Genomic DNA, 25221 nt, shown 5'->3' on the forward strand with positions numbered 1-25221 from the left:
TCCTACTTTCTTTTATTTAGCCATAGTTGGTATAGTGCCATACGTCGACCAAATGGGATTAAAAACCATTCTTTTTCTTTCAATATACGGCTTTTGGCAATAATCGTAATAAAGGTAGATGCCCCTATTAAAATCAAAACGCCACTCATTATTGCAGCTTGCGTACGCCCATCTATTGCACTTAGTAACACGTGGAAAAGAAAGGCACTTACTTTCACTGCTATGACCATTGCTATACTTGCCGCCGCCAGTGTTTTATAAAAAACAAGCGGTGCTAGACTGACATTGACGATTCGCTTTATATATAGCATAAGGAAAATAGCACTAAGGAACAAGCCAAAATTACTCGCCAATGCTGCACCGATAATGCCGATTGTTGGCAACAACCATATATTGCTCAGCCATTTTACGATAAAACCTGCTGCAACAATCAATGCTGGTATTTTTAATTTGCCGTAACCTTGTAAAATTGCTGTAAATGTCAAAATAAGTGAAAATGGGATAATTTGTACTACTACGACCATTAATACAGCCGATAAATCAGCGGTAGTAAATAGAAGTTCATTGACATATGGCATTGTAATAATTAAACCAAATGTGGCTGCCGTACCAAATAATAATGCTGTACGGTATGTTAATTGCACAAATGGCATCGCCCCGCGACCCGCTGTTTTTATTTTTTGTGCGATGAGGGGCACAATTGCTAGTGACAGCGATGATGCAATAACGACACCAAGCTGTACAAGCGGCTGCCCACGATCATAAATACCTTTCTGCACCATCGCCTGCTCCATAGGCATTCCTTGCTCAAGCAATGACGTATAAACTGTAAAGGAATCAACTAATTGAAAGCCGAGCAACATTAAGCTACTTAAGCTAACACTTAGGCTGAACAGCGTCACATCTTTGATAACTGCCCATATATTTATTTTGATAACATGGCAATTGCCATTTAACTGCTTACGAATATAAAATAATAGCAGCATAATACCTGCGATTTCTCCTACTACCGCACCAAGTACCGCTACATTACCTGCCGCATAAATAGACTTCGATGTGTGCATGACTAAAACCGTGCCACCTAAAATGACGAGCACACGAATTAGCTGTTCAAATACCTGTGCATAAGCAACTGGCTCCATTGCTCCCTTCGCTTGAAACGTTCCTTTTAATAAAGCGAGTGTCGGCATACAGAGCGCAACAAAAGCGCCCGTTTGCAGCAACGGCGCTAGCTTTTCATCACCCATCCAATATGCTAGCATTTGTGCACCGAAAAATAATAAACTGAAAAACACGAGTGACAGCACAGTTAAATAGCTGAAAATTATCTTTGAAATCGACCGTTTTCTATTTATATCAGCAGTGTCTGCCAGCATTTTTGAAATTGCAATTGCAAACCCGCCGGATGTCCATACAACAAAAAATGAGATGAATGGGTACACCTGCTGGTAAACATAAAACCCTTCATCCCCAACTAAATTTTGAAAAGGCACACGATAAACAGCGCTCAGCACCTTCACTACAAGTGCCGCCAGCGTCAATAATAGTGCGCCTCTCATATATTTCTTCATTCCATATTGCGTCATCGTTACACCTCTTCCTCATATTGTATGAGTGAATATAGTATAATACTTTTATAAAAATTACTGAAAAATAAGATCACATTTGTAATAAAGGGATAAAAATTTTCTCCTCTCTAAAGCGACAAAGAATTCAATGATACCGACAAAAAAGTGACGGTATACTGGCGGTGCAAAAGAAATTATTTATGGTATCATAAAAGTATCCTAGGTATTGCGTTATTTGTTATAACAAATAAAAATTATGGTTCAACTGTATGATTGTATTAATCTTATCTAAGGAGGCAATCGATTTAAAAAACCTACGCTTTTTATTTATTGTAACATTTATAATGTTTATTGCATTCGGGACATTAAATCATGCTAAAGCAACGACTGAGTTTACTAATACTAAAATAGCAGATAGTGAAAATGAATTTCTTATAGGGAGTGGCTTAGAAGGCTACAACTTTATTAGATTCTCTAATCCTGTGGTTGAAGATTATGATGGTACTAACGAAGTTTTGCTAGGTTATTATGAACCAATAATTGAAGTGAATCCAAGCGGAGCTGGTTCACTAGATAACTATAGAGAATATGATAGATGGTATGTGTATGATCAGGGAATTACGCAAAGCTGGTCATATTTATCGAACCCTTATTTTATTGTAAGTATTGCAAGAGGAATGGTTTATGAAAAATCCAAAGAAGTGGCTGCCACTATATCAGGCACATTCAGTAATGAGATTCCAAGCGCTTCTTTACCTGCAGTTAAAAGTTCTTTTGGTTTTAATACATCCGGTAGCACAAAAATAACCCATAAAATCACACTTTCAGGCCCAGATGCAGGGTATTCAAGCAGAGATTTTTATTATAAAGAAGGTAGACACACACATAGAGTGAAAATTGTGCAGGAACACAGATCCAATTGGGATGGTGTACTCTGGACAAAGACCTCTTATGGCAGTGTAGGAAAGCCAGCTATCCAACATTATTCGGTTGATAGGAGATAGATTTTAATGCTTGAACAAATAACTAGATGGATTTTACTTATTATCCTTATCGTCTCGACAATTAGTTTGATTGTTGTTTATCAAAAAAATTATATAGCGGAAGTATTAACTGCTAGTGCTACCCCACTAGCTATCGTAGTCGGTCTTTCTGCTATAGCTACTGCCATTATGTTTCAGAAAAAGTAATAAAAATTAATATTATAAAAAAGCTCAAATAAGAACATTAGAAGCTGTTTGAAAAATAGGAGAATGTATCCTTTTTCAAACAGCTCTTATTTTTAAAATATTAGTTTTGCAGAAAATCAACCATAAAAAATACTAATTATTTTCGATATAGACTGAGCTGCCCTTAATAATTATTTTATTCCCAATTCTCAATGTTATAATTCCCTAAAAAACCACCAAATGAGCTCATTCGCTGCATCTAGTGGCTTTGGAATTAATGCTGCATTTGCTTTGCTAAAAATGTTGCACTTAGCTCAGCTGCCTTTTGTTCGACTTCGCCGATAAAATGCGCCTTTGAAAATAGGTATACTGCCCCGATAATATCGCCATTGTTAACGATAGGTACGATGCAATAGGATTTAACCTGTTCAAATTGCCCCGGCACAATTTCTAAAGTTGTTTCCATCTTTTCAAGTGTCGTATTGCGAGATTTTAAGCAATCCTCCGCAAAAGCGGATAGCCTACGATTGACATATTCCTTCTTCGACACGCCTGCAATCGCAATTACTTCATCTCGGTCACTAATAAGTGCTGGTGTGCCGAATGTTTCATAAAGTGATTCCACATATTCTTGTGCAAACTCGCCTAAATCGTTAATCGGTGAGTATTTTTTTAAAATAACTTCGCCTTCGCGGTCTGTATAAATTTCAAGTGGATCTCCCTCGCGAATACGCATCGTGCGTCTAATTTCTTTCGGAATAACAACTCGTCCCAAATCATCAATACGTCGTACAATTCCTGTTGCTTTCATTATCAATTGCCTCACTTTCAACAAATTCAAACTGCACTTTAAAGTAGTATGGTGTAAAAAGTTGAAATGTATGCAAGTCGGACCAAAAAAATTGCTGTACTGTTTATGAAATGTTTTTTGTCTGGCTGTATTATTAAGACAAACAGGATAAATATAGGGATTATTCATATACCTGCCGACGCAGTATGGATTATTAGTATATCTGACATGATGAAACATCTTTTGGTTGTTATTAGCCTTATGATTTCAGAGGCAAACTACAGGAAGTGAGGCTGGGACAAAAAGAAAAAATGTTAGACCAAGTAGGTTGCGGTCTAACATTTTTTTGATTCAAAAAGGACTATTTAACTCTTTGAAGCGAAAAAGTTGTTATCTATTTTCGACATTTTTCGAAATAATAGAGCTATGTCCCAGCCTCTATTTGAAGCGAATTTTACTTCAACAGATTCTGTTTTAGTTGATAAATCATTATTAACACAAGAAAAATTTGAACAGTCAGGGAGACTCGCACTAATTTTTGATAACAGATTAAGTTTATTATGGATTGAAAGGGACTCTACACCTAGTAAGCCAATAACGACACTTAAAAAGCCAAAGCCCTTTAATTCAAGCTTTTCAAAACAATTTGCGTTCTATATAAATCTTGCTTTTATTGATAAAGCAGTCTCTTGAATCAAATACATTTGGTTTTGGACGAGCTAAACAAGTATTATTTTCACAGTTGAATGACCCTAGCTTCAAACATCTTTTTTATAAGGATGTGAAATGTAATGATTATCTATGTTTTAAAGGAAAAAAGTCAATTTTCATTCGGAAGAAAATCCTCCGAACCAAGTGTTTCACCTATTTTCAAAGAATCCTCTTGCTATTTTAACGGGGGCACTCTTTGAAAAAACATCATCGATAGCGTTCCGAAGGCCGGCTACTGCACAGCCTTTGGATCGCCCACCTTTATTGCCTCGGCAATAATTTGCATCATACCTTCTAAAACATCGAAGGGTGTATGCTTATTACAGCGTTTGCTGTCGACTGTGACAGTAAGCTTCATACCGTCCATGCTAAAGCCTGTTGCACGCTCATATTTCATCGATTCAGAAACAATTTTCGCACCGTCTACTTGTGTAGTTCCTTGCTCTGATAGATGAATCGAAACAATGCCTTGCTTTTCTTTAATCGCCTCGATGCCTGCTGCTAGTGCCCATACTTTCATCCGTGCAATGCGCAATAAACGAATCGTTTCGGTTGGCACATCACCAAAGCGGTCTTGTAGCTCATCAATTATTTCCTCATAATCTTCTATACGGTCCATTGCTTTAATACGCTTATACATTTGAATTTTTTGATAGCCATCTGGAATATAGGCATCTGGAATATAGGCTTCCGTATGCAAAATGATTTCTACCTCTGGCTTCTCCTCTTTTTTCACACCTGTTTGACGTAGAGCAATCGCCTCTTCTAACATTTGTGAATATAAATCGAAGCCGACTGCATCAATAAAGCCGTGCTGTTGGGCACCTAGTAAATTACCTGCACCCCGAATTGATAAATCACGCATTGCAATTTTAAAGCCCGAGCCTAATTCAGTAAACTCTTTAATTGCCTGTAAACGCTGTTCGGCAACATCTGTCAATACTTTGTCGCGTTGGTACATAAAATATGCATAAGCTACACGATTGGAACGTCCAACCCGTCCACGCAATTGGTAAAGCTGTGAAAGCCCCATCCGGTCTGCATCATGTACGATTAACGTATTGACATTTGGAATATCGACACCCGTTTCAATAATTGTTGTCGTTACAAGCACATCGTATTCACCATCTAAAAACGCTAAAATCGTAGACTCTAGCTCTGACTCTGTCATTCTACCATGTGCAAAGCCAATGCGTGCATCTGGAACAAGCATTTGAATTTCCTCTACACGACGTGTCATATCCTCTACTCGATTATATAAATAAAATGTCTGCCCACCGCGTGCCATCTCTCGCTCTATCGCTTCACGTACAAGCGCCCCATTATGTTCCATCACATATGTTTGCACCGGGAAACGGTTTTGTGGTGGTGTTTCAATAACCGATAAATCGCGTACACCGACCATTGACATATGTAATGTACGTGGAATTGGTGTAGCTGTTAATGTCAATACATCCACATTCGTTTTTAATTGCTTAATTTTTTCCTTATGTGTTACACCGAAACGCTGCTCCTCATCGACAATTAATAAGCCTAAATCGTTATAAACAACATCCTTCGATAACATGCGGTGTGTCCCGACGACAATATCAACCGTTCCATTACGCAAACCCTTTAATGTTTCGGTTTGCTGCTTTTTCGTGCGGAAGCGGCTTAATAAACCTACATGAATGGCTTGCTCTGTAAAGCGCTCTTGCAATGTTTCAAAATGCTGCTGTGCTAATATTGTTGTTGGTACTAAAAAAGCAACCTGCTTCCCATCTTGGATTGCCTTAAATGCTGCACGAATTGCCACTTCTGTTTTACCATACCCAACATCACCACAAACAAGTCGATCCATTGGTCGCTCGCGCTCCATATCGCGCTTCACTTCAATAATGCTACGTAGTTGGTCCTCTGTCTCCTCATATGGGAATAAATCTTCAAATGCGCGTACATCATCAGAATCTGGCGAGAAGGCAAAGCCTTTTTCTGCCTCACGTTTTGCATAAAGCTTAATTAAATCATCTGCAATATCCTGTACAGCAGAGGCAACCTTAGCCTTAGCTTTTTTCCATTCTGGCCCGCCAAGCTTATGTAGCTTCGGTTCTTTATCCTCAGACCCTACAAATTTTTGCACTAAGTCAATTTGATCTACTGATACGTATAGCTTGTCATCCGCTCTGTAGCGAATATGCAAATAGTCTTTATGCTGCCCGCCTACAACGAGCGTTTCAATCCCGATATATTTCCCGACACCATGGTGCACATGCACAACATAATCACCAGGTTTAATTTCCGAATAGCTTTTAATACGCTCCGCATTGGACATTTTTTGCGAGCGCACCCTTTTTCTTGCTTGCTGCTTAAATAGCTCATCATCTGTTACAACGGCTATCTTTTGCAATGGGAGCTCAAAGCCATTTGATAATGCGGCATCGATTAAATAAATACCGCCAGTCTGTCCTAAACCTATTTGCGCATGAATTTGATAGTCTTCTAATGTGCGCTTGATAGAGGCTAGACGCTCCTTACCTTCCGCAACAAATAAAACCGTATATTTTTCCTGCTGCCAGCGCACAAGCTCTGATTGCAATAACGCAATTTGCCCATGGAATTGCTGCATCGGCTTACAAGAATAGTTGATTGTTTTAGTAAATTTGAAACCAGAAAACGTCCTAGTAAATAATGCAAAATAATATTTTGGTAATGTTAGCATTGCATCGATTTCCTTTAAAGTAAAGGATGGCTTCACATCGTGTAGCATTTTCCCCTCTTCAATTAGCGATAAAAACCACTCTGTCTCCTCACGCTCCCATGCATCTGCTACTTCCTGAATACGTCCAAGCTCATCCCAAAAAACGATGCCATCTTGCGCAAAATAATCACCTAAAAATGTTTGCTGCTCAAATAATAAGGAACCATATTTTGCTACAGTATCAGGCAAATTCCCCTCTTTTAGTAGGGCAATGTCCTGCTGAATATATTGATAAAGTAACTCCTGAATTTCCTGTTTCTTAACTTTATTTAAGCTATTCGTGAGTGCTATTTCCAAACGATTTGCAAGTTGAATACGTTGGTCAATGTTTAAAAGCAGCTCAGCAGCAGGCAAAATATGCACATGATCTAGTTTATCAATTGAGCGTTGGTCATCTGCTGAAAATGTACGGATTGAATCTACTTCTGTATCAAATAGCTCGATACGAACAGGCGCCTCTGCATCGAGTGGGTAAATATCTAAAATACCCCCGCGCACCGCAAACTCACCAGGCGTCGTTACCATTTGACTGCGGCTATAGCCCATCGTAACGAGCTGCACTAGCCATTCATCAATGGCGATATCCTCCCCCACTGCTGTTTTCAGTAAATGTGACTGCCAGACTGTCATTGGCGTCATCATTTTACGCATACCTGCAATTGGAATTATATAAATACCGCGTTTCCGATTTACTAAATTGTCTAATGTCGTAATACGGTGCGCGCGTAGCTCTGGAGACGCCACTGACATACCTGCCGCAATAAACTCCTCCGCTGGATAATAATGCACTTCGTCCTCGCCTACAAGTGCTGTTAAATCATCCACAAGCTTTTGAGCCTGCAATAAATTGGGCGATAACACGTATAGCGGACGCTCTGTTTCTTTATAAATGGCTTGCAATAACGCTGGTCTTGCGCCACCCGTTAAGCCTGTAACCAATTGGCTTACTTTACTATCCTTTTTTACTTGCTGCAAAAAAGGATTTATATGCTTATCTTGCGAGAATAGTTGATGGAAAATATCCATAGCAAAGCCTCCTTTCAATAGTTTAACTTGATTCAGAATTATTTACTCCGTCGAGGATAGTGACAATTCTATTGTGACTACCGCAGGAGCACATTTTTTTATACCAACAGCAAAGCGACAGATACAGAAGCCCCCCACTTCTATAGGTGGAGAAGTAATTAAATCATAGGGTGTGCCAAATTCCCTGCTAGTTCAAATTAAGCCTCGAGTAGATGTCACAGGTTTTTTCGAGCCTACTCAAAAAAATCTGAATGCAATCACACCTCTATTTAATTGATTAAATAAGTAGGAAGTGGAAAAAGCTTTGGCCTCATCAGCCAAAGCATTTCATTATTGCAGCCATTTTTTCAATGCATAGTAATCTGGAAATTGTCTTAAGGAATTTTCGCAGTGCTCACATATACAATGCACCGTCGTATCCCCTCGTTCGTCCCTTTCCACATAGTCATCCACTTCCCCAATTTCAAATTGGTGAAGCTTGCGAATAGTTTCATCTGCATCAAATGGCAATGTGCCAATCTCTGTTTCACAATGTCTACAACGATAACGAACTGACAAGGCAAGTCCTCCTTTGAATCAATTACCCCACGGCTATTTTCTCGAATGCACTAAAAAACCTGTCACATGCACTAGGGGCTTAATCATGGTTCAGTTGACTTTATACCGAATATTCAACAGTATAGATGTTCTAAATCATGATAAAGCTATGTATTCAAAGTATAGGCTTTCTCCTGTTTATTTATGCACCGTTAAAAACATTCATTACATCTAAAAAGCTTTTTGATAATGCGAGTTCCACTGCATCGCATGATTTTTTTATTGCATCCTCTACAACTGGCTCTTCATCCTTTGAAAATTTCGACAGCACATAGTCTGCCACCTTCATGCCTGCCGGCGGGCGGCTGACGCCAACACGGATGCGGTTAAACTCTTGTGTACCTAAATGTTGAATCAATGACTTAATCCCATTATGCCCGCCAGCACTGCCTTTTTGGCGCAGACGTAGCTTACCTGTATCTAAATCTAAATCATCGTAAATAACGATAAGATTCTCTATTGCAATATCAAAATAATCCATCATTGGACGCACACATTCACCCGATAAATTCATATATGTTAACGGTTTTAATAGCATCACCTTGCCTTCAGGACGATGCACAGTCGCATACATACCATTAAATTTCGTTTGGTTTAACGGTGCTCCCCATTTTTCTGCCACTGCATCAATGACATCAAAGCCAATATTATGGCGTGTATGAGCATATGGTTTGCCAGGGTTGCCTAAACCAATTATCAATTTCATCTATGTTCACCCTTTTAGTTTTATCTAACTACAACAATTCTAGCCTATTCTACCATAGAAATTGACAAGTGTCCTTTGTTGTTGATTTTCCATTATATATTGCGCAATACCGCATAAAAGTAGTGCGGAATCACGCAATTGTTTTTCAATCTTGCCCTTTATAAAATGACTGTATAAGAGGTGATTTTCATATGGAATACAAAAAATTAATGATTATACTTGGGGTAATATGTGCGCTTGGTATAACGAGTACTTTATATACAGCAATTTTAGCTGGAAAATTTAATTGGTCCCCCTTTTGTTTTAGCTTTATCGTCAGCTTATTTTTTATGGTATACGAACGATACTCGCAAAAGAGTAAATGAAAGGAAGGAAAACAGTCAAAATAGCTATGAAAAATAATAAATTTACTGGCAATTTAAGTTTTATTTTATGCGCATTCATTTTTATCAATAACAGTGCGGCAATCTTTTTAAAAGCCGAAATTAATAAAACATCCTTTATATTATCAACGCTTCTAGGCATCATGCTATTGAGCAATGGGGTAATTTACAAAAGAGCCGAGCGAAGCAATATTGAAGAATTACACACCGTATATTTTTTTGCTAGCAACGATTCCATGTAGTTACCTTGCCATTGCCACAGAAGCACCAGCTAAACATTATTTCTTCGTTTTGGCTATTTAATTTATTTATATGTTTTTAAAGCTGAAGAAGGGTGATAACCGAAAAGTAGGAATGCTAGACATGCTTATTGCCTTTCTTCCCCTTTTCAGCTATCCTCTATTTCACATATTCAGCGCATATAGTGCGGTGCTTACGGCTCCCCTGCTTGCGCTTATAGCGCTGGCATCTATTTCATAGTTTTTCTCTAGTAAAATAGCGGTGAAGGCATCGCAACACGCTCCGAATGGCCTGCTGTATATGGGTCGCGCGCATCTATCGACTTGACAAGCGTTTGAATCATACTTAAAAACATTTGTTGAATTTCCTCAAACATTTGCCCATTTTGTAGAGCAAGCGCTGATTGATTCGCAAAAGTTGTCGCCAATGCTATATCATCATCGAAAAACTTGCCCCCTGTTTATTTAGCAATTGCAATACCCCGAGCACCTTACTTTTTGCATTAAGGGGGGCGGTCATCATCGAGGTTGTTGTGAACTGCGTTGATTCATCTATGCGCTGTGCCCAATTTGGGTGTGTGCGTACATCACTAACGAGCTCCGCTTCGCCGCACTCACAACCACATCGCCACTCCCCTGCTCAATAACCCATAAACTCCCTGTCTCCGCTTTCATCACATACATCATTTGATAAAGAATATTATGAAATGCATCTCGAAGCTCCAAATTTGAATTTAATTCCTTCACCGCATCAAGTAACCACTGTAGTTCGATTATTTTACTATGAAGTTGCCGCCCATGATTCTAGAACCGTTCACCAACCTTTTCGTAAGAATTTTCGTATATATGTAACTGAAAAATATCAGACTAAAATATCAATTATTTTTCATTAATTCTAGCATAGAAAGAAAAACATGACCTTTACTAAAAAAGCAATTGCGTGATTCCGCATAAAATTCATACGGAATCACGCAATTGTTTTTGCGGTAAGTAACGCGCTATAGTTTTATAGTAAAGGCAAAGACATTACAGGTAAATATCCCCTATCTACTTTCAAAAATAAAAGAGTGATTCCTAATTTTATTTTGGTAATGTCTTTTGCTCTTAATTAAAGGAATACCTTTAGTTAGATAATCTACATCATCGAACAGGGAGCACAGCAAAATGTCACTGCCAGATAGCAATATTTATAGCGTGTTGATTGCCCTTATAATCTCATTGAGAGCTAAATCTTCGCCTTTAACTCCATACTTCACTTTAATATGTTTTCTTACACCCCCATCTGATTTCATAATCAAATATAATAAAAAAATCCTAAGAAAATGAAAAATACGAATCCATAATATAAAAATAGCATATCTTTACGGGGGCTGTCCGAAAAGTACATTTTGTTTTGCCACCGCATTGAAATCAATGTTTTCATCGCTTCACTTTTACTGAAAGCTAACACTGCTAAAGCCAATGTTCATCCCATTTTTAAAAGAGGCGCTTTCTGTTTATATGAATCAACATTTTGTGAAACATCATTGCTACTGTCCAAAATGCCGGCTATGCACGGCTTTTTGGACAGCCCCTAATTGAAATTTCTTTTCAGATAATTACTATTTTGTACATACGGCTTGAATATTTACTAATCAAAGCAAGTAATTATGTAAAAATTTTAACGTAAAAAACAAACGGCTGTCTGGCAGTAGCGTGCTAGCCTACTTTCAGACAACCATTTTTACCTCAACGTCGCTCTCATCGTTAAAACTTTACCTAGAAGAGTGCCCCCTGCTAAAACCATCACCAGCACAATCGGTACAATAAGCATAAGGCTTTCCATTTTCGGTAATGCAAAGAAACCAAATAATAATATAGCCAAAACAATAGCAACAGTAGCCATAAACTCCTGTTTTATACTCATTTTCATAAACTCTCTCACCCTCTTTCAAAAATTTCTTTATTTTACTCTATTCACTAGCGTCGCATAAATTTTGACGCAATTTTCTGTTTTTTGTTTTTCCGTTTCAGATGAAAAACGAAGACACTGGAACAGCTTTCCCTGCGATTTTACGAATCCAGAGCCGAGCCGATTTCCACGAGGCTGCCTTCAATAAACGACTGATTTACAAGTACGCTTTTGAACTATTCGTGTTCAGCTGTGCCAGCACATACAGACAGTACACAATCATTGCGATGTACACCTGATTATGCACGCCCTGTTCACTCTGCGCGTAGAATTTTTTGATATTTCAGTGCTGCTTCATCCACTTGAAAAACAATTCGATTGCCCAACGTGATTTATACAGCTCCGAGATTTCATCCGCACTCAAATCAAATCGATTGGTGATCAAATGTAGTTCGTTTCCTTTTGAATCGAGCACTTTGAGGAGACGAAAGGCGTTTTCTGCGAAAACAAGACGCAAATGTAGCTTAATGCCCGACTTCGTTTTGCGGAATTCTGCCCATTTGTGATTGTTCAAATTCAACGGCAACGTACTCGAATCAATGATTTTCAGCGGTGTCGTCGTGTTTCTTCGCTGCTCATACTGCGATTTCTTGTGAATTTGGGCAACTAAATCAAGAAATACCTGTTGAAAAATCTCTGTCGGCACTTGATTTAACCGGCGTCCACGTTGCGAAAAGCTAATCGATTCTAAGTCCGTAGCTTTTCGTAGGTCGTCTGAATACAGTACCTCACTTACGTTGAATTATTTTAATGCGACACTAGTGTTTAGTATTTAAAATAATATAACTTTTATAAAAAGTACAAAAATATATAAAGTAATAGTAGGTATTACCACATATTGCTTTATCTTTTTAAGAGCAGATATCCAATCATGATCCGAATATCTAATCAAGATGAAAATAGGGCTATCCTTTAATTTTATAACTAAGGAATTTAAATAACTATTAATCCCAAAGTAAAAAAAGATGATGAGAACGATATTTATCCCTAGAGGAAAAATTATTAATAATGGCAACATAATTGTTATAAGTATTAAAAATTCCGATAAATGCCCCTTATTCCGCCATATCGTCTTTAAAACTAACTCAACTAAGGTGCTTTGCTTTTTATTAGAAAGTGGTAAAACAAACAATTTTGGAGCCCTTTTACTAAAATGTCTAATTTTCACTGATCTCATATCTTTATTTAGTTTAAATATTAAAGTGTAAATTCTATTTGCTCGAGTTATATCTAATTCTAGTTGATGGTGAAACAACCGGTGGTTACGGATTGCATATATTTCAAAGAAATATATACAGATTAATGCTAAAAGACTTAAAATCACCAACATCCACCAATATACCATCATTAAAGCAATCGTCAATAATAATATAGTAAGCACTTTTACTATATTACGTAGCCATTTACGCTGTAATAAATCTGTTAAATCGCAAAGTAAATAGCAACAGAACATCCCAGTAATTATTAATGAGATTTGTAAAAATGTAAAATTCAGAAGAATATAGAACAAGGGAAACAATATAGTATAAATCAATAATATTAATACTGTATTTTTAAATAAAGAATACCAAAATGCAGTGCGTTTCAACTTAGTGAACACTGCCGTATGTTGAATAAGAAAAACTCCGTCTGCTGGTTCTATAAATAACCTACTTTTCAATAGACTACAACAAAATAAAATAAGAAGAATTAAGATATAAGGATTCATATCTGTTAGGATTCCATACTCTAATTTAAATACAGTTTCTCTTAAAAAGAAGGTAATAAATAAAATACTAGGTACTAATAGATACAGCCAAGTGACACCATCCATATTTTTTTTAATAAAATCTGTGTTTTCAAGCCATTGCCTGTTAAAGCGTTCCTTAAATAATTGCATCGCTTGTACCTTCAATAAGCTCATCAAAAATTTCTAGTAAAGTTTGTCCCTCTTTTTCTTGCATCTCTTTAAGTGTTCCTCGACGAATCAATCTTCCTTCGTGTAAGCAAACAAAGCTATCACATATTTGTTGAGCTGTATCTAATGCATGCGTTGATATTAAAATTGCTGCACCATCTGTTTTTACCTGTTCAAGCAAAATCAATAAACGTCTTATTGCTTGTGGATCAAGCCCCATAAACGGTTCGTCCAATATATAAAAATCATATTTCGGTGTAAATGCCAAAATCAACATTACTTTTTGTTGCATGCCTTTTGAAAAACTAGTTGGATATTCATCTAAATGCTTATCTAATCTAAATAGATTACAAAGTTCCAATGCACGGTTCCATAAACCTGCTTTTTGAATTAAGTTAACTAGCAAATGTATATGTTCTCTTAAAGTATAGTATGTATACAGAATAGGTCTTTCAGGAACGAATCCACATTCTGGGACAGACAAATTTCCCTTATAATATGGGATTACTCCTAGTAAAGTTTGAATTGTTGTACTTTTCCCCGCACCATTTCCTCCAATCAAACCTACCATTTGACCACTAGGAATTGAAAAATCAATATTCTCAATTATAATTTTAGATTGTTCATAGCCAGCTTCTTCTATCATTACTTGAATCATATAAACTACCTACTCCTTTACTTGTATATCCATTATTGTGTAGTTTCAATAAACTCGTCTTTCAGAAAAATTTTGTATACAAGAAGATTCTGAACAATTGAAATGAAACTACTAATCAAACCTCTATCTAATGTGAAGAACGCAGCAATATATGCTAAATCTTTTCTTTCACATAGATAATAAAATTACCTAAATTATGTATATATTTAATACCACTAGCGCCGCGTAAATTTTTATATAAATAATCAACACACCTGTATTAAAGCTCTAATAAAATAATTCGGAAAAGATTAAAGGTGTTTAAAACGTTAATCATTCTAGTCAACAAACAGGTCAGAATCAAAAATACTGTAGTAAATTGGATGGAAAAACATGTCCCGTAATTTGGGTAATCTAACAATTACAATGATTTGTGTTAGTATTGGTTTCATTGTTTCTATCATTTATTTAAATATTAGAAGCAGAAAGATTTCGAAAGAAAATGAAATCCTAATTAAGAATGCCCCTAAGCAATGGGTTGAGAATGATTGCACATCTTCTAACGTATCAGCTACTATATCAGGTGCATTGCTAAAAATTTGCTTACTCCCCTCTAAAAACAATGGATGGTCGTACTGTTAATTATATTTTAGCGTTTACAAATGAACAATATTACCCAAATCTCCACTCAAAATGGTATTATTTCCTTGTTTTTATAGGATTGTTAATCAAATAAATAACAAAAAGGAAAAAAGAAGCAAATAAAACTCGGAAAAGTAAGCTTAAAACTAAATTATATTCACTAAATATATTGTTGAACACTAAAAATGTTGATATAAAGCCGATTACAAAAACGGTAATATTGCGAATTATAATATTCACCCCACTTTCTATACTTTATCGATAGATTTCCGTTTGAACTATTCCACACCATAAAGTAATAATTGCTTCCCTGTGATAGAAGTAATTATAAACATACTAAATCCCTACAAATCCTTAATTGACAATATAATTTTTATTTATGATTTATCCCAACTAAATTCTTTTGATTTGCTAGCCCTGATTATTACAATGAGCAAACTTTACAGAACTTTTTGTATCACAAAAAAAGTACAATTAACCAAAATCAAGTTGTACTTATAAAGTCCACAGAAAAGCATTTTTAGTTTTCTGTAGACTTTTTATAATATTCCTCTAATAACAATTAGATTTCCCTGGGAATTTTTTCTCCATTTCCTTACCGCACTCCCCCAAAATAGAAGCCAAAACGACTACAATACCTGCTATATTGCTTTTTATACCTAATGCTAGTATCTTCTTAGCGGCTAACTTAAATTCCTTATCTGCTATCAAATTGGCTATGGTTGCAAGCACTGTCACGGGTCCGTAGTTTGCTTGTAATCCTTCCATTATACATTCATTTTCTGCTGCAAGATATTCAGGTTTATCTTTCATTAAATACCATCCACATGCAGCTACATAAGTTGACATAGTAGGGCTTATCATTTCAACAAATAGTTCATTCTTTTCAAATTCTGTAATTATTTCTTCATAACCTTCTAATCCTTGCAACTCTACTTCAAATAATTCCCTATTAAATCCGATAATGTTATTCCCTTCTGTAATTTGTCCGGACTCATAAATCAACTCCAACATTTTAGCTAATAATTCAACATCGTTCTCTGATATTTGTTCATCAGTAGTGCTAATATCATTTGTACTTGCAGTAACAATACTTCCCGTAGAATTGTATATTAGCGTAATAACTAGTACCATTGATAAAACCTTACACCAAAGTTCCTTAGATTTCATTTTCACTACCCCTTTATTTCCCAAATTTTAATTCATCACAACTCTAGAAAGAAAACTTACACTCGAGCCACCTTCATAATACTCTTACTCCTGTCTAAATAACAATTGCGGGATTCCGCATATAGTGAATGCGGAATCCCGTAGTAGACATGCGGTAGTGAATGTGTATAGTTTTGAGTAGGGGGAATTTGATGGAATATAAAGAGAAATTTATTATTTGTCTTTTGTTTGGTATTGGAAGTTCTATTCATAGTTTAGTAATGCTGATTGACTTTCTTATGACGTCAACTATGACTTGGTATGTCCTTTACACCAAGCAAACTCATCAATACCTATCACGGTTGAAATCGCTCGTGGCGTGACATTTGTTTGATAAACAATACGTAATAATGTATCGTGGCTGATAGATAAACCTGCCACTTTGGCTAGCTTCGCCGCAACTAGGCAGCTCATAGAAAAGGCAAAGTGTCGTAATAGGTTTGTGGCGCGAACGGTTTTCCTTGCATAAGGCGTAAGCCACGAAAAGCTTTCTCGTCTCCGTTGCACTCGTCAAAGGTTATAGTAAAAAAATGGATGTTCGCTACCTCAGTTTTGGTGTTTTCGATTTTTCTTTAAAATCGGGGGAAACGCAATCTGAAGATTCTGACGTTATTTATGCGATACTAGTGACTTTTTATTCATTTTAAATGGTCTTACGAATATCGCAAATAACCAAAACCATTTTTATCTTTTTTTAGGAATAATTCAAACCTTCACCGGAACGATAGGCGTTATATCACTTTTTTTAAAAAAGGATTAGTTTTATTTCAATAAAAATAGATTAAGTAGCTTAAACTCCTATAGAATAAAGGGGTTTAAGCTACTTGGTGTTTTTCAAAAAACTACTTAAATCAACTTCAATTCCGTAGCTTTCAGCACAGCATCGGCACGTGTATTTATATCTAGCAACATATACATTTGGGATAAACAACTTTCTACTGTGCGCTGCGCTAAATTTAACTCTAACGCAATTGCCTTATTCGTATAGCCTTCTTTCACTAGCTCTAGAATTCGTTTTTCTCGCTGATTTAATTGTAGTTGCTTTTTCATTGGATTCTGTTGTACGTAATCAATAAAGCTTTTAGGCAACAGCACTTCATTATTCACTGCAGCATATACCGCTTTTAAAATAGTATCCTTTGTTGCTGTTTTCGAAATGACATTATCCACTTTTTTCTCTAAAATAAGTGAATAATAATCTTCTATTTGCTCACCTGTATACAATATAATGATAGCTGCTGGATACTTAGCCTTTACCTGCTCCGCAAACTCTAATCCACTGCTCTCACCTAAATTAATATCAATTAAAAACACATCATACTGTGTTTCTGTGAGCACCTTTGAGAATGATTTCATATCTTCTAACGTATCAGCTACTATATCAGGTGCATTGCTAAAAATTTGCTTACTTCCCTCTAAAATCAATGGATGGTCGTCTATTAATAATAATTTAATCATCCTTACATTACTCCTTAACTTTGATAACAATATGCATACCTTCGTCTAAGGCTGATGTTAACTCAAACGAGCCGTTATATGCATACACTCGTTCTTTCATTCCTTGTAATCCCATCGAATTTTTCCCATCAATTTCAGATAAATCACAGCCAACCCCATTATCAAAATAAACTAATTCAAAACCTTGCGTCGAAGCGGTTAGTGTAATTTTGACATAGGTTGCCTGTGAATGCTTTAATGCATTATTCAACATCTCTTGGATTGTACGATAAATTAATAGTGGTAGTTCAGGGGAGTCCAATACGACATTTTCTATTGCATGGATAATTGTAAAGTTCGCCTGTCGCTCTATTTCCGCAAATAATTTATTCAATGCAACCCGTAAACCTTGCTTCTCTAGTAAAGGTGGCTTCAATTGCTCACAATAATGACGCAAATCGACATTTAATTGGATTAAATATTCCCGCTGACGTTTAATTAACTGCTTATCTATTTGCGCTACATCTAGCTCACGTATTAAATAAAGTTGCTGCTGTAAAATCGTATCATGTAGTTCCTGTGCAAGCTGGGATTTTTCATTTTCTAGCTGCAGCCAAATATATTTCTTCAGCCATGCTGGATTGCCTTGCTGCGATGTATCAAGTTGCTCAATAAGCCCTTCGACAAACTGCGTGTTATCAATGAAATTACTAACATACATAATGAGCAATTCCAAGCATAATAGCTCTTCTTTTTTTAAATATAGACCGCCCTCATTAGCAATCGTCACAATATACTTTTTATCCAATGTTTCATGCAAACAGCCAATATAACGACCATCCACCCTTTTCACAGTACCTAACGCTAAGTTTTCAATTATTTTAGGATTTGCCACCCGATTAGCAGTGGAATAAGTATGTACCTCAACATGACTCACAGATAATTGCTGAGCCAATGCCTCACTAAAATGCTTTAATAACTTATCAACTGAAGGCATATGCGTAATTTGTTCAATGGTTTTATACACAAAATGCACGTAATCGCCTTTAGGAGAATATAAAACTTTTCGGCTTGCATAATCGATTCGTTCCTTTACGTAGAACAAACCAAAAATAACAATAAATAAGAAAAGAAAGCTTTTAAAAGCATCTAATCGCTTTATATCCAGTATAAAATAAAGGCCTATTACAACGATACTAGAGGCAACTAATGATAGCATACTATAGTAGCGTATTTTTGAAATTTCATAATCGACATCGAATAAATAGTCTGGGAGCTGTGTGAGCATTAACAAAATGGGAATCAAAAGTAAAAACAAGGTGCAATAAGCCATAGCTAGTACATGCTGTTGAAATAACAGCATCGGTAACAAGTATAGTAAGAGCATCGGTAAAAAGGGCCCTACTAAGCAAAAGAGCAATACTAATAGCTGTTGTTTACGATATTTCAAGTAGACAATTAATAGCATTAGGAATGCATAAAAAATAAGAAACGCTATTCCTAATAGTATAAAAATTGTATTCCATTCATAGATAGTTGGAATAATTTTCTCTGATAACGTCAACAAGCAGCTAATAATAAGAATCCCATACAAGTAAGTAGGCTTAATTATCAATCTATGGTTAACATCTAATAATTGTAGATAGTTAATTAAAAAATGTAGTAATAAAATAATACTTGCTATAGCTCCATTACTCATAATAAAAACACTTATATTCCCCAAGTATCCTGATGGTCCTATAGCACCGTATGTTAATGCTACTGTTAATATAAATAATACAAAGATATTAATAGATTGAAAGGATTCTTTTCTATATAGTTTCAAATAAATACATATAATTAAACTCATTATAAAATAAACAATCGGTAATAATACCCAATAAAACGATTGTATCGGAAAATCGCGATATGAAATTTTGATAAGCTTACTGTCCCCTTGTGTACTTTGGGTAAGTATGCTGCTTGCGCCCTTTATTACATATTGCGTGGCATCATCAGCAATTTTTATTGGCTGGTGATTAATCTCCAGTATGATATCTCCGCGCTCAATATTATAATTCTCGGCCCATTCAGGATGAGCAAAATCTTGAATTTTCCAATCTTGCTGCACTTGCACTATTTCAATACCGATAAACGGTGTTCTTAATAAAAATGATATTAAGTATATAAATAAGGTAGTATATCCAAATAACACTACCAAAAACACTTTTTTGCTCATTTTTATCTCCATTTGGAAAATAATGCTTTCATCGGCTCATTCATCGCCTCAACAATTGCCTGTTGCTCCCATTTCGAGACACCTAAAAGTGATAACTTATTATCCTCTAATAGTGGTATTAGTTGAGAATTTTCTTTTACATACTTAATTAATTTGCTAATCACGTTAAAACTTCCTATTCTACTAATTTTATTAAATATTGTTTTTCTTCATTGTTAAATGGCATCGTTTTTATTATATGCAATGTCTTGAATTTGAAAATATTTTTTATAGCAAGTGCATAATTAATTGCACCGCTTTCTAATAATACTTGTTTAAAATATGTAGGTTCAAGCTCTACTTTTGCACCATTATAATATTTTTTCAAAATATCTGCATACGCTTCTGACTGCTCCAATAAATAAAGGATTGGTAAAGAATACTTGCGATTTAGCAAGTCATTTTTTTTACCCCATGTTTTCAGGTCTTGGATATCATTTAATATTTGCTGGACTACACCAATATATGTTGAATACTCAATTACTCTTTCATCCAATTTACCTAGCGCTAGGCTAGCTCCTATAGAACTGCTAAGTGCTATTAATGCGCCTGATTTAGCCTCTGTCATTTTGAGATAAGAAGCTTCGTCTTTTGCGCTATTTTCTAAATCAAGATATTGTCCATTAATGCTCTTTATTGCAAATTCATTTAGCACATGCAGAGCCTGCGCTTTGTGCTGAAATGTACTTTCATGAATCAGCTTGGCTGTTAAAAAAATCATTGCCAACGCACCATTCATCGCAATAGCAGGATTATTGCACCATATATAATCCGCATCGCCATCCTGCAAATCATCTATTATATCGAAGCTCAGTACTAATAATTCAACAGCAGCAGCAATTCGTATGATGTCTCTATCTATCTCTGGTTCTTGTGAAAATGCCTGATAATGGAACACGCAAAGCTCCCCAAAAGACATAGCAGAATTACTTTTTTCATTTATATAACTTAATAAAGTTATTTTGAAACGTTCCTCTATATTTTCTAATAAGATAATTTCCTTCATTTTATCTATTATATCATTTTTATATACCAACTTTATCACCCACCTTACTTAGAGAATATAGTACCATTGTCTTAGTTTCACAGCAAGGACAGTAGAGCATAGTTCAGTATTTATTTGTATCAAATTAGAAATTAAAGATAATTTTATAACTAAAGTCAATTGCATGATTCCGCATATTTTATTTGCGGAATCACGCAATTGTTTATGTGTTATGTGTAGTACTATAATGGGGTTAACTCGAGAATATAAAAAATGCTATAGCAACTAATTGAGAGGCATATTTGAAAATGAAGTTTATGAAATTTTTAACCACCATCTTATATAGCTTAGCAATTCTATTTCTAATTAACATCAACGATACGGCAATGCTTCGGAAATTAATGAGTTTAAGTTAGAATTAGATTTACTAACTGAGGATATTACTACCTATAGTATAGATGATATAAGATTAGAGCGTGTAGATTTTAGTGGATTAGCATTAACAAAAATGAACACGAGTGCAGTAACTAATCATGTAGCCAAATATGGTTGTACAGGATAAAATGCCATACATCAATTCAAACAAGATTTTATCCCTAAAAGTTTATGGCCTATTTCTAGATTTGATTTTTATTATAGTAAAAAATCAGGAACAGGAAAAGTATACCTATGATTAAAACAAAACACATCACTCGACTATACATTAAAAAAGTCTTATTAATTGTCAGTATTGAAGGGCGTGTCCGAAAAATCCATTTTGTTTTGACACCACATTGAAATAAAGGTTTGCATCGCTCCATTTTTCACCAAGCGGGAACACCGCTTAGGCCAATGTTCATCACATTTTTAAAAGAGGATTTCTCTTTTTAGTTACATCAACATTTTATCAAACATTATCGCTACTATCCAAAAGCCGGCTACGCACGGCTTTTGGAATAGCTCACTGGTCTTCTACTCTTCATCCATACATACAGGAAACCAAATGCTGCTGTTAGTCGAACAATGGTGCTAATGTTCATAGCAGTTGTCATTGTAAATGTTTCGAGTATCCAAATACCGATTTGCGGTGCGATAAAGGCGATAATCGCTAATAAAACATTATAGCTCGTAATGCAATATGTACGATTTTCCTTTGGGGAATTTTCTAGCAATAAATTAAATAGAATTAATGTTGTACCAGAGACGAATAAACCCGATTGTACAGATACGAGTGTTAAATAGACAAGATTTGTCGATAGTGACATCGCGAATGGGGCTACCGCCATACCGAAGGCTACCCAAACGAAGACACGCATATTGCCGTATTTCTCTGACCATTTACGCCATAATGGGAAGGAAAAAATTTGCGCTAGCATATTTGCCGCACTAAACATGCTAATCCAAAATATTGTTGCCCCTGCATAGCGCACATTATAAATATTGAAAAGCCCCCATGCAATTTGCCAGCCGAAATTAAAAAGTAAAGCTACAAATAAAAAACGGACATAATTAGAGTCTTTGAAAATATCCCAATTCATAGCCTTATTTCGTTCCTTTTTCTGTACAGGCTCCCCTTCTTCATGCTTTAACAAAAAGTATACTTCTAACAAGCCAAAGCAAAAGGCGATTGAAAATAAAAGCTGATAAGCAAAGGTACTATTCGTAGCCTCTCGCATAATAATACCAATAGTTAATGTCGAAATAAGTCCTACAATTGTTAGCAGGCGATTGCGGTCACTAAAAAATTGACCACGCCTTCTATCCTCAATAATATTACCGATTAATGCCTGCCAGCCCATATTCGCCATTGTGTTTGGTATACTCATTAACGCAATCAACGCTAATAAAGCCCATGACGCAATTGCCTGCGGGATATAGGCGATAAAGATGAATGACATAAAAATAAGCCTTGCAATCAGTACGGAAAAGGCAACAAGCTTCTTTTGCTCTACCGCTTTATTCAATAAAATTGCCGCTGGAATCGTCATCAGCAATGTGACTAAAGGCGGAATAGAGCTAATTAAGCCGACCTGATAATTCGTCGCCCCTAAAATCGCCATCGAAAATATCGGAATATAATTTGCCGTTGTATTGGCAGCAAGTGTGGAAGCCATGCCATGATAAATGCTCATCTTTTCATTATATGTTTTCATCTGAACGCTACTTTCTATTATTGTTAATTTGATTATAGCGAACAAAGCATCATATACAACTATTTTTGTTTATCCCGCATTAACGGGCTGTGAGATTACCACTTCAAGACTTAAGTGAAAATACGCTAAAGAATAAGCGGGAGATCAACTGCTGGAAAAAGCCCGATTGGTTCAACTAACAATCAGTGTGGATGAGGAAAACCCCCACTGATGGAAGTTTCACTTTATTGCAAGTATGTTAAATCACTTTATACCTTGTCTTCGGCCCTCGCCCAATGCGTATAATTTGTCCGCTCTGAAGTAATTCCATAATAATTTTCCGTACTGTACCTTTACTTTTATTTAAATAATTTTCAAGGTCTTTGGAAGCAAATTCTTTATTTTGTGTTAACCAGTCAGATAAGATTTTATTATCTTCAGTAGGAGTAGAAAGGTTGTTTTTAGGAAGTATGACGACGAATGCATTTGGTCCAACTGTCCAAAACGGTTGAATAGCACTCCCCCTATAACTCTCTTTCATGCGCTGTAAGCCTGTGCCATAACTTTCAATCCATTTTAATCGGTAAAGGACATTTGCTAGTTTCGGGTTACGACTTTGTGAGATACCTAATTCAATATCTTCTAGCGTTAATCCTTTAACTAGACCACCAACAGAAACAAGCTCCAATCGATCTTGGAATAGGTGAATAAGTATGCTACCACTAAAGCTATAATCGCGATGAGTAACCGCATTAATTAACGCTTCACGTAATGCATAACTCGGATAGCTTTCCGTTTCAATTCGTTTAAGCCCCTCGAAATATGCGTGCTTTGCATTATTTAACGATAAATATTCATAAGCTGCCTCTACTTGGGCTAAAATAGAGCCAGCAAATTCTTTGCGGTCTTGGAATTCAAGTTTATCGTTTCCTAAATAACGAGCACATTTGATTGTATGCTCACATTGATCCGAGAAAAGTAATCCTAAGTTTGTGTAATAGCCATCGTCTGTTATAAGACCAAGCGTACGCATTTGCTCTGGACCGAACTTTATGTTTTGCTCATTAAAAACAGCTCCAGCTTCTGTAAATGTCAGCTCTTGCTGTATGCTTCGCATCGTTTCATAATTTATCCCGTCAGATTCAATAATCATTTGACGGATGTTTTCTTCGGAAGCATTTGTAACGGAAGTACCGTATCGAATAAAGACGCCGGATGGTTTCATGCCCTTTGCTTTTAAATGATATGGGCGACGAGCTCCCCTTGCAATGCTGATTTTTACAACTTCTTTATCCTCTAACTCAATAATTTCTAAAAAAGTGTGCACTAAAATGTCTGGCTGAATACCATCGTGCAGCATACTAGAAACAGATTCAAGCACTTTATCAGCATTGTCAAGACCGATAATAGTGCCATCATCATCGACCCCAATGTAAAGTTCGCCACCTTGTGTATTTGCAAAAGCAATGATTTCTCGCTTGATAGCATCCGTTAATTCCCGTTTAAATTCCAATGTCAGTGATTCTTTCAAATTCATTACACTCACTCCATCGATTATTTTATAAATCAATAGTAATCGATTATAATCGATTAATCAATTAATAAGTAATGCTGAAATAATAAACATCAAGGCTTATAAAATCGAAGGGAATGAAAAATTATTATTTAATAATGAAACTATTATTGTTTCCGAATTGATTTCTGGCATGTTAGAAGTAACCTCGATAGACGGAAAAAAATACCTTTGGACTCTAATAGTTCTTCAATTGCCACTTTAAAATCAGCATCTTATGGTGGTTCTTATGTTTCAGATGTTAGATATAGATTATTTACAGATGGAACTGCAGAGGCTATTATGATTGGGCAAAATCCCTATTATAAAAACACTACAAAAACTACTGCTAATTTCATAAGATTTCAAGGTCATGCGGATGCATTAAAAAGTAAAGAACTAGATTTAGTTACCTTTGGAGTTTTAGGTTTTGCTGATGATATAATTAACGCACTAAAAGCAGGTAATTTATTGAGCTGGTCTTTAATTAAAAAGATTGTGGGCGGAGCTGTTAAAGTAGGTCCATTTGGTGCGGCTTTAACTATATATCAATACGGACAAGAATGGCTAGACGCAAAAGAGGATTATAAAAAAATCTAAATTTACAAGCACTTACT

19 protein-coding genes and 2 pseudogenes are annotated in these 25221 nt (G+C 35.9%); 3 read left to right on the forward strand and 18 right to left on the reverse strand.

The window, feature by feature from the left end; all coding sequences use genetic code 11:
* Nucleotides 1–2: 2 nt before the first annotated feature.
* Nucleotides 3–1586, reverse strand: a complete 1584-nt coding sequence (locus tag MHB51_RS11215; protein WP_342558167.1) for a polysaccharide biosynthesis protein — start codon at nt 1584–1586, stop codon at nt 3–5.
* Between the two features lie 251 nt (nt 1587–1837).
* On the opposite strand from MHB51_RS11215, the gene MHB51_RS11220 reads away from it, so the two are divergent.
* Together MHB51_RS11220 and MHB51_RS11225 are read left to right on the forward strand one after the other, a co-directional pair.
* Nucleotides 1838–2572, forward strand: coding sequence for a hypothetical protein (locus MHB51_RS11220; RefSeq protein WP_342558168.1), 735 nt, complete (start codon nt 1838–1840; stop codon nt 2570–2572).
* A 6-nt stretch (nt 2573–2578) separates the two neighbouring features.
* Nucleotides 2579–2758: a hypothetical protein gene (locus MHB51_RS11225; protein ID WP_342558169.1), complete on the forward strand. Its 180-nt coding sequence runs from the start codon at nt 2579–2581 to the stop codon at nt 2756–2758.
* A gap of 253 nt (nt 2759–3011) precedes the next feature.
* On the opposite strand, the gene spoVT is transcribed toward MHB51_RS11225, so the two are convergent.
* The 17 genes and pseudogenes from spoVT to MHB51_RS11310 all read right to left on the reverse strand — a co-directional run bounded on the left by spoVT (nt 3012) and on the right by MHB51_RS11310 (nt 24589).
* Nucleotides 3012–3548, reverse strand: a complete 537-nt coding sequence (spoVT, locus tag MHB51_RS11230; RefSeq protein WP_066165578.1) for a stage V sporulation protein T — start codon at nt 3546–3548, stop codon at nt 3012–3014.
* Nucleotides 3549–4470: 922 nt separating this feature from the next.
* Nucleotides 4471–8001, reverse strand: coding sequence for a transcription-repair coupling factor (gene mfd / locus MHB51_RS11235; RefSeq protein WP_342558170.1), 3531 nt, complete (start codon nt 7999–8001; stop codon nt 4471–4473).
* Between the two features lie 330 nt (nt 8002–8331).
* Nucleotides 8332–8559 carry an anti-sigma-F factor Fin gene (locus MHB51_RS11240; protein ID WP_066165583.1) on the reverse strand — a complete coding sequence of 76 codons (228 nt, stop codon included), beginning with the start codon at nt 8557–8559 and terminating at the stop codon, nt 8332–8334.
* 181 nt (nt 8560–8740) lie between these two features.
* Complete coding sequence (pth, locus tag MHB51_RS11245; RefSeq protein WP_107943697.1) at nt 8741–9304, reverse strand: aminoacyl-tRNA hydrolase; 564 nt, start codon at nt 9302–9304, stop codon at nt 8741–8743.
* 870 nt (nt 9305–10174) lie between these two features.
* The gene (locus MHB51_RS11250; RefSeq protein WP_342558171.1) at nt 10175–10354 is read right to left on the reverse strand and encodes a hypothetical protein; all 180 of its coding nucleotides are present in this window, start codon (nt 10352–10354) and stop codon (nt 10175–10177) included.
* Between the two features lie 1295 nt (nt 10355–11649).
* Nucleotides 11650–11832 carry a hypothetical protein gene (locus MHB51_RS11255; RefSeq protein WP_342558172.1) on the reverse strand — a complete coding sequence of 61 codons (183 nt, stop codon included), beginning with the start codon at nt 11830–11832 and terminating at the stop codon, nt 11650–11652.
* A 103-nt stretch (nt 11833–11935) separates the two neighbouring features.
* Nucleotides 11936–12673 (reverse strand): annotated as a pseudogene (locus MHB51_RS11260) (transposase); the annotation flags it as partial.
* Nucleotides 12674–12727: 54 nt separating this feature from the next.
* A pseudogene (locus MHB51_RS11265) lies at nt 12728–13780 on the reverse strand (ABC transporter permease); the annotation flags it as partial.
* Nucleotides 13743–14432, reverse strand: a complete 690-nt coding sequence (locus tag MHB51_RS11270) for an ABC transporter ATP-binding protein (protein ID WP_342558173.1) — start codon at nt 14430–14432, stop codon at nt 13743–13745. The gene MHB51_RS11270 and the pseudogene MHB51_RS11265, both read right to left, overlap by 38 nt.
* A gap of 1173 nt (nt 14433–15605) precedes the next feature.
* Nucleotides 15606–16223 (reverse strand): hypothetical protein, encoded by a 618-nt coding sequence (locus tag MHB51_RS11275; RefSeq protein WP_342558174.1) that lies wholly within the window; start codon nt 16221–16223, stop codon nt 15606–15608.
* 288 nt (nt 16224–16511) lie between these two features.
* A complete protein-coding gene (locus MHB51_RS11280; protein ID WP_342558175.1) occupies nt 16512–16676 on the reverse strand; it encodes a hypothetical protein in 165 nt (54 codons plus the stop codon).
* A 432-nt stretch (nt 16677–17108) separates the two neighbouring features.
* Nucleotides 17109–17720: a response regulator transcription factor gene (locus MHB51_RS11285; protein WP_342558176.1), complete on the reverse strand. Its 612-nt coding sequence runs from the start codon at nt 17718–17720 to the stop codon at nt 17109–17111.
* Between the two features lie 7 nt (nt 17721–17727).
* Entirely contained in the window at nt 17728–19917 is a 2190-nt protein-coding gene (locus MHB51_RS11290) for an ATP-binding protein (protein WP_342558177.1), read from the reverse strand.
* Nucleotides 19918–19919: 2 nt separating this feature from the next.
* Nucleotides 19920–20081, reverse strand: coding sequence for a competence pheromone ComX (comX, locus tag MHB51_RS11295; RefSeq protein WP_107943690.1), 162 nt, complete (start codon nt 20079–20081; stop codon nt 19920–19922).
* 11 nt (nt 20082–20092) lie between these two features.
* On the reverse strand, nt 20093–20992 hold the full coding sequence (locus tag MHB51_RS11300; protein ID WP_342558178.1) for a polyprenyl synthetase family protein: 900 nt from the start codon (nt 20990–20992) through the stop codon (nt 20093–20095).
* Between the two features lie 866 nt (nt 20993–21858).
* Entirely contained in the window at nt 21859–23073 is a 1215-nt protein-coding gene (locus MHB51_RS11305; protein ID WP_342558179.1) for an MFS transporter, read from the reverse strand.
* A gap of 238 nt (nt 23074–23311) precedes the next feature.
* Entirely contained in the window at nt 23312–24589 is a 1278-nt protein-coding gene (locus tag MHB51_RS11310; protein ID WP_342558180.1) for an RNA-binding domain-containing protein, read from the reverse strand.
* A 207-nt stretch (nt 24590–24796) separates the two neighbouring features.
* Here MHB51_RS11310 and MHB51_RS11315 point away from each other — a divergent pair, with 207 nt between their 5' ends.
* Nucleotides 24797–25204, forward strand: a complete 408-nt coding sequence (locus MHB51_RS11315; RefSeq protein ID WP_342558181.1) for a hypothetical protein — start codon at nt 24797–24799, stop codon at nt 25202–25204.
* Nucleotides 25205–25221 lie beyond the last annotated feature (17 nt).

It is taken from the genome of Metasolibacillus sp. FSL K6-0083 (assembly GCF_038630865.1).
In the GTDB taxonomy this organism is placed as follows: Bacteria; Bacillota; Bacilli; order Bacillales_A; family Planococcaceae; genus Metasolibacillus; species Metasolibacillus fluoroglycofenilyticus.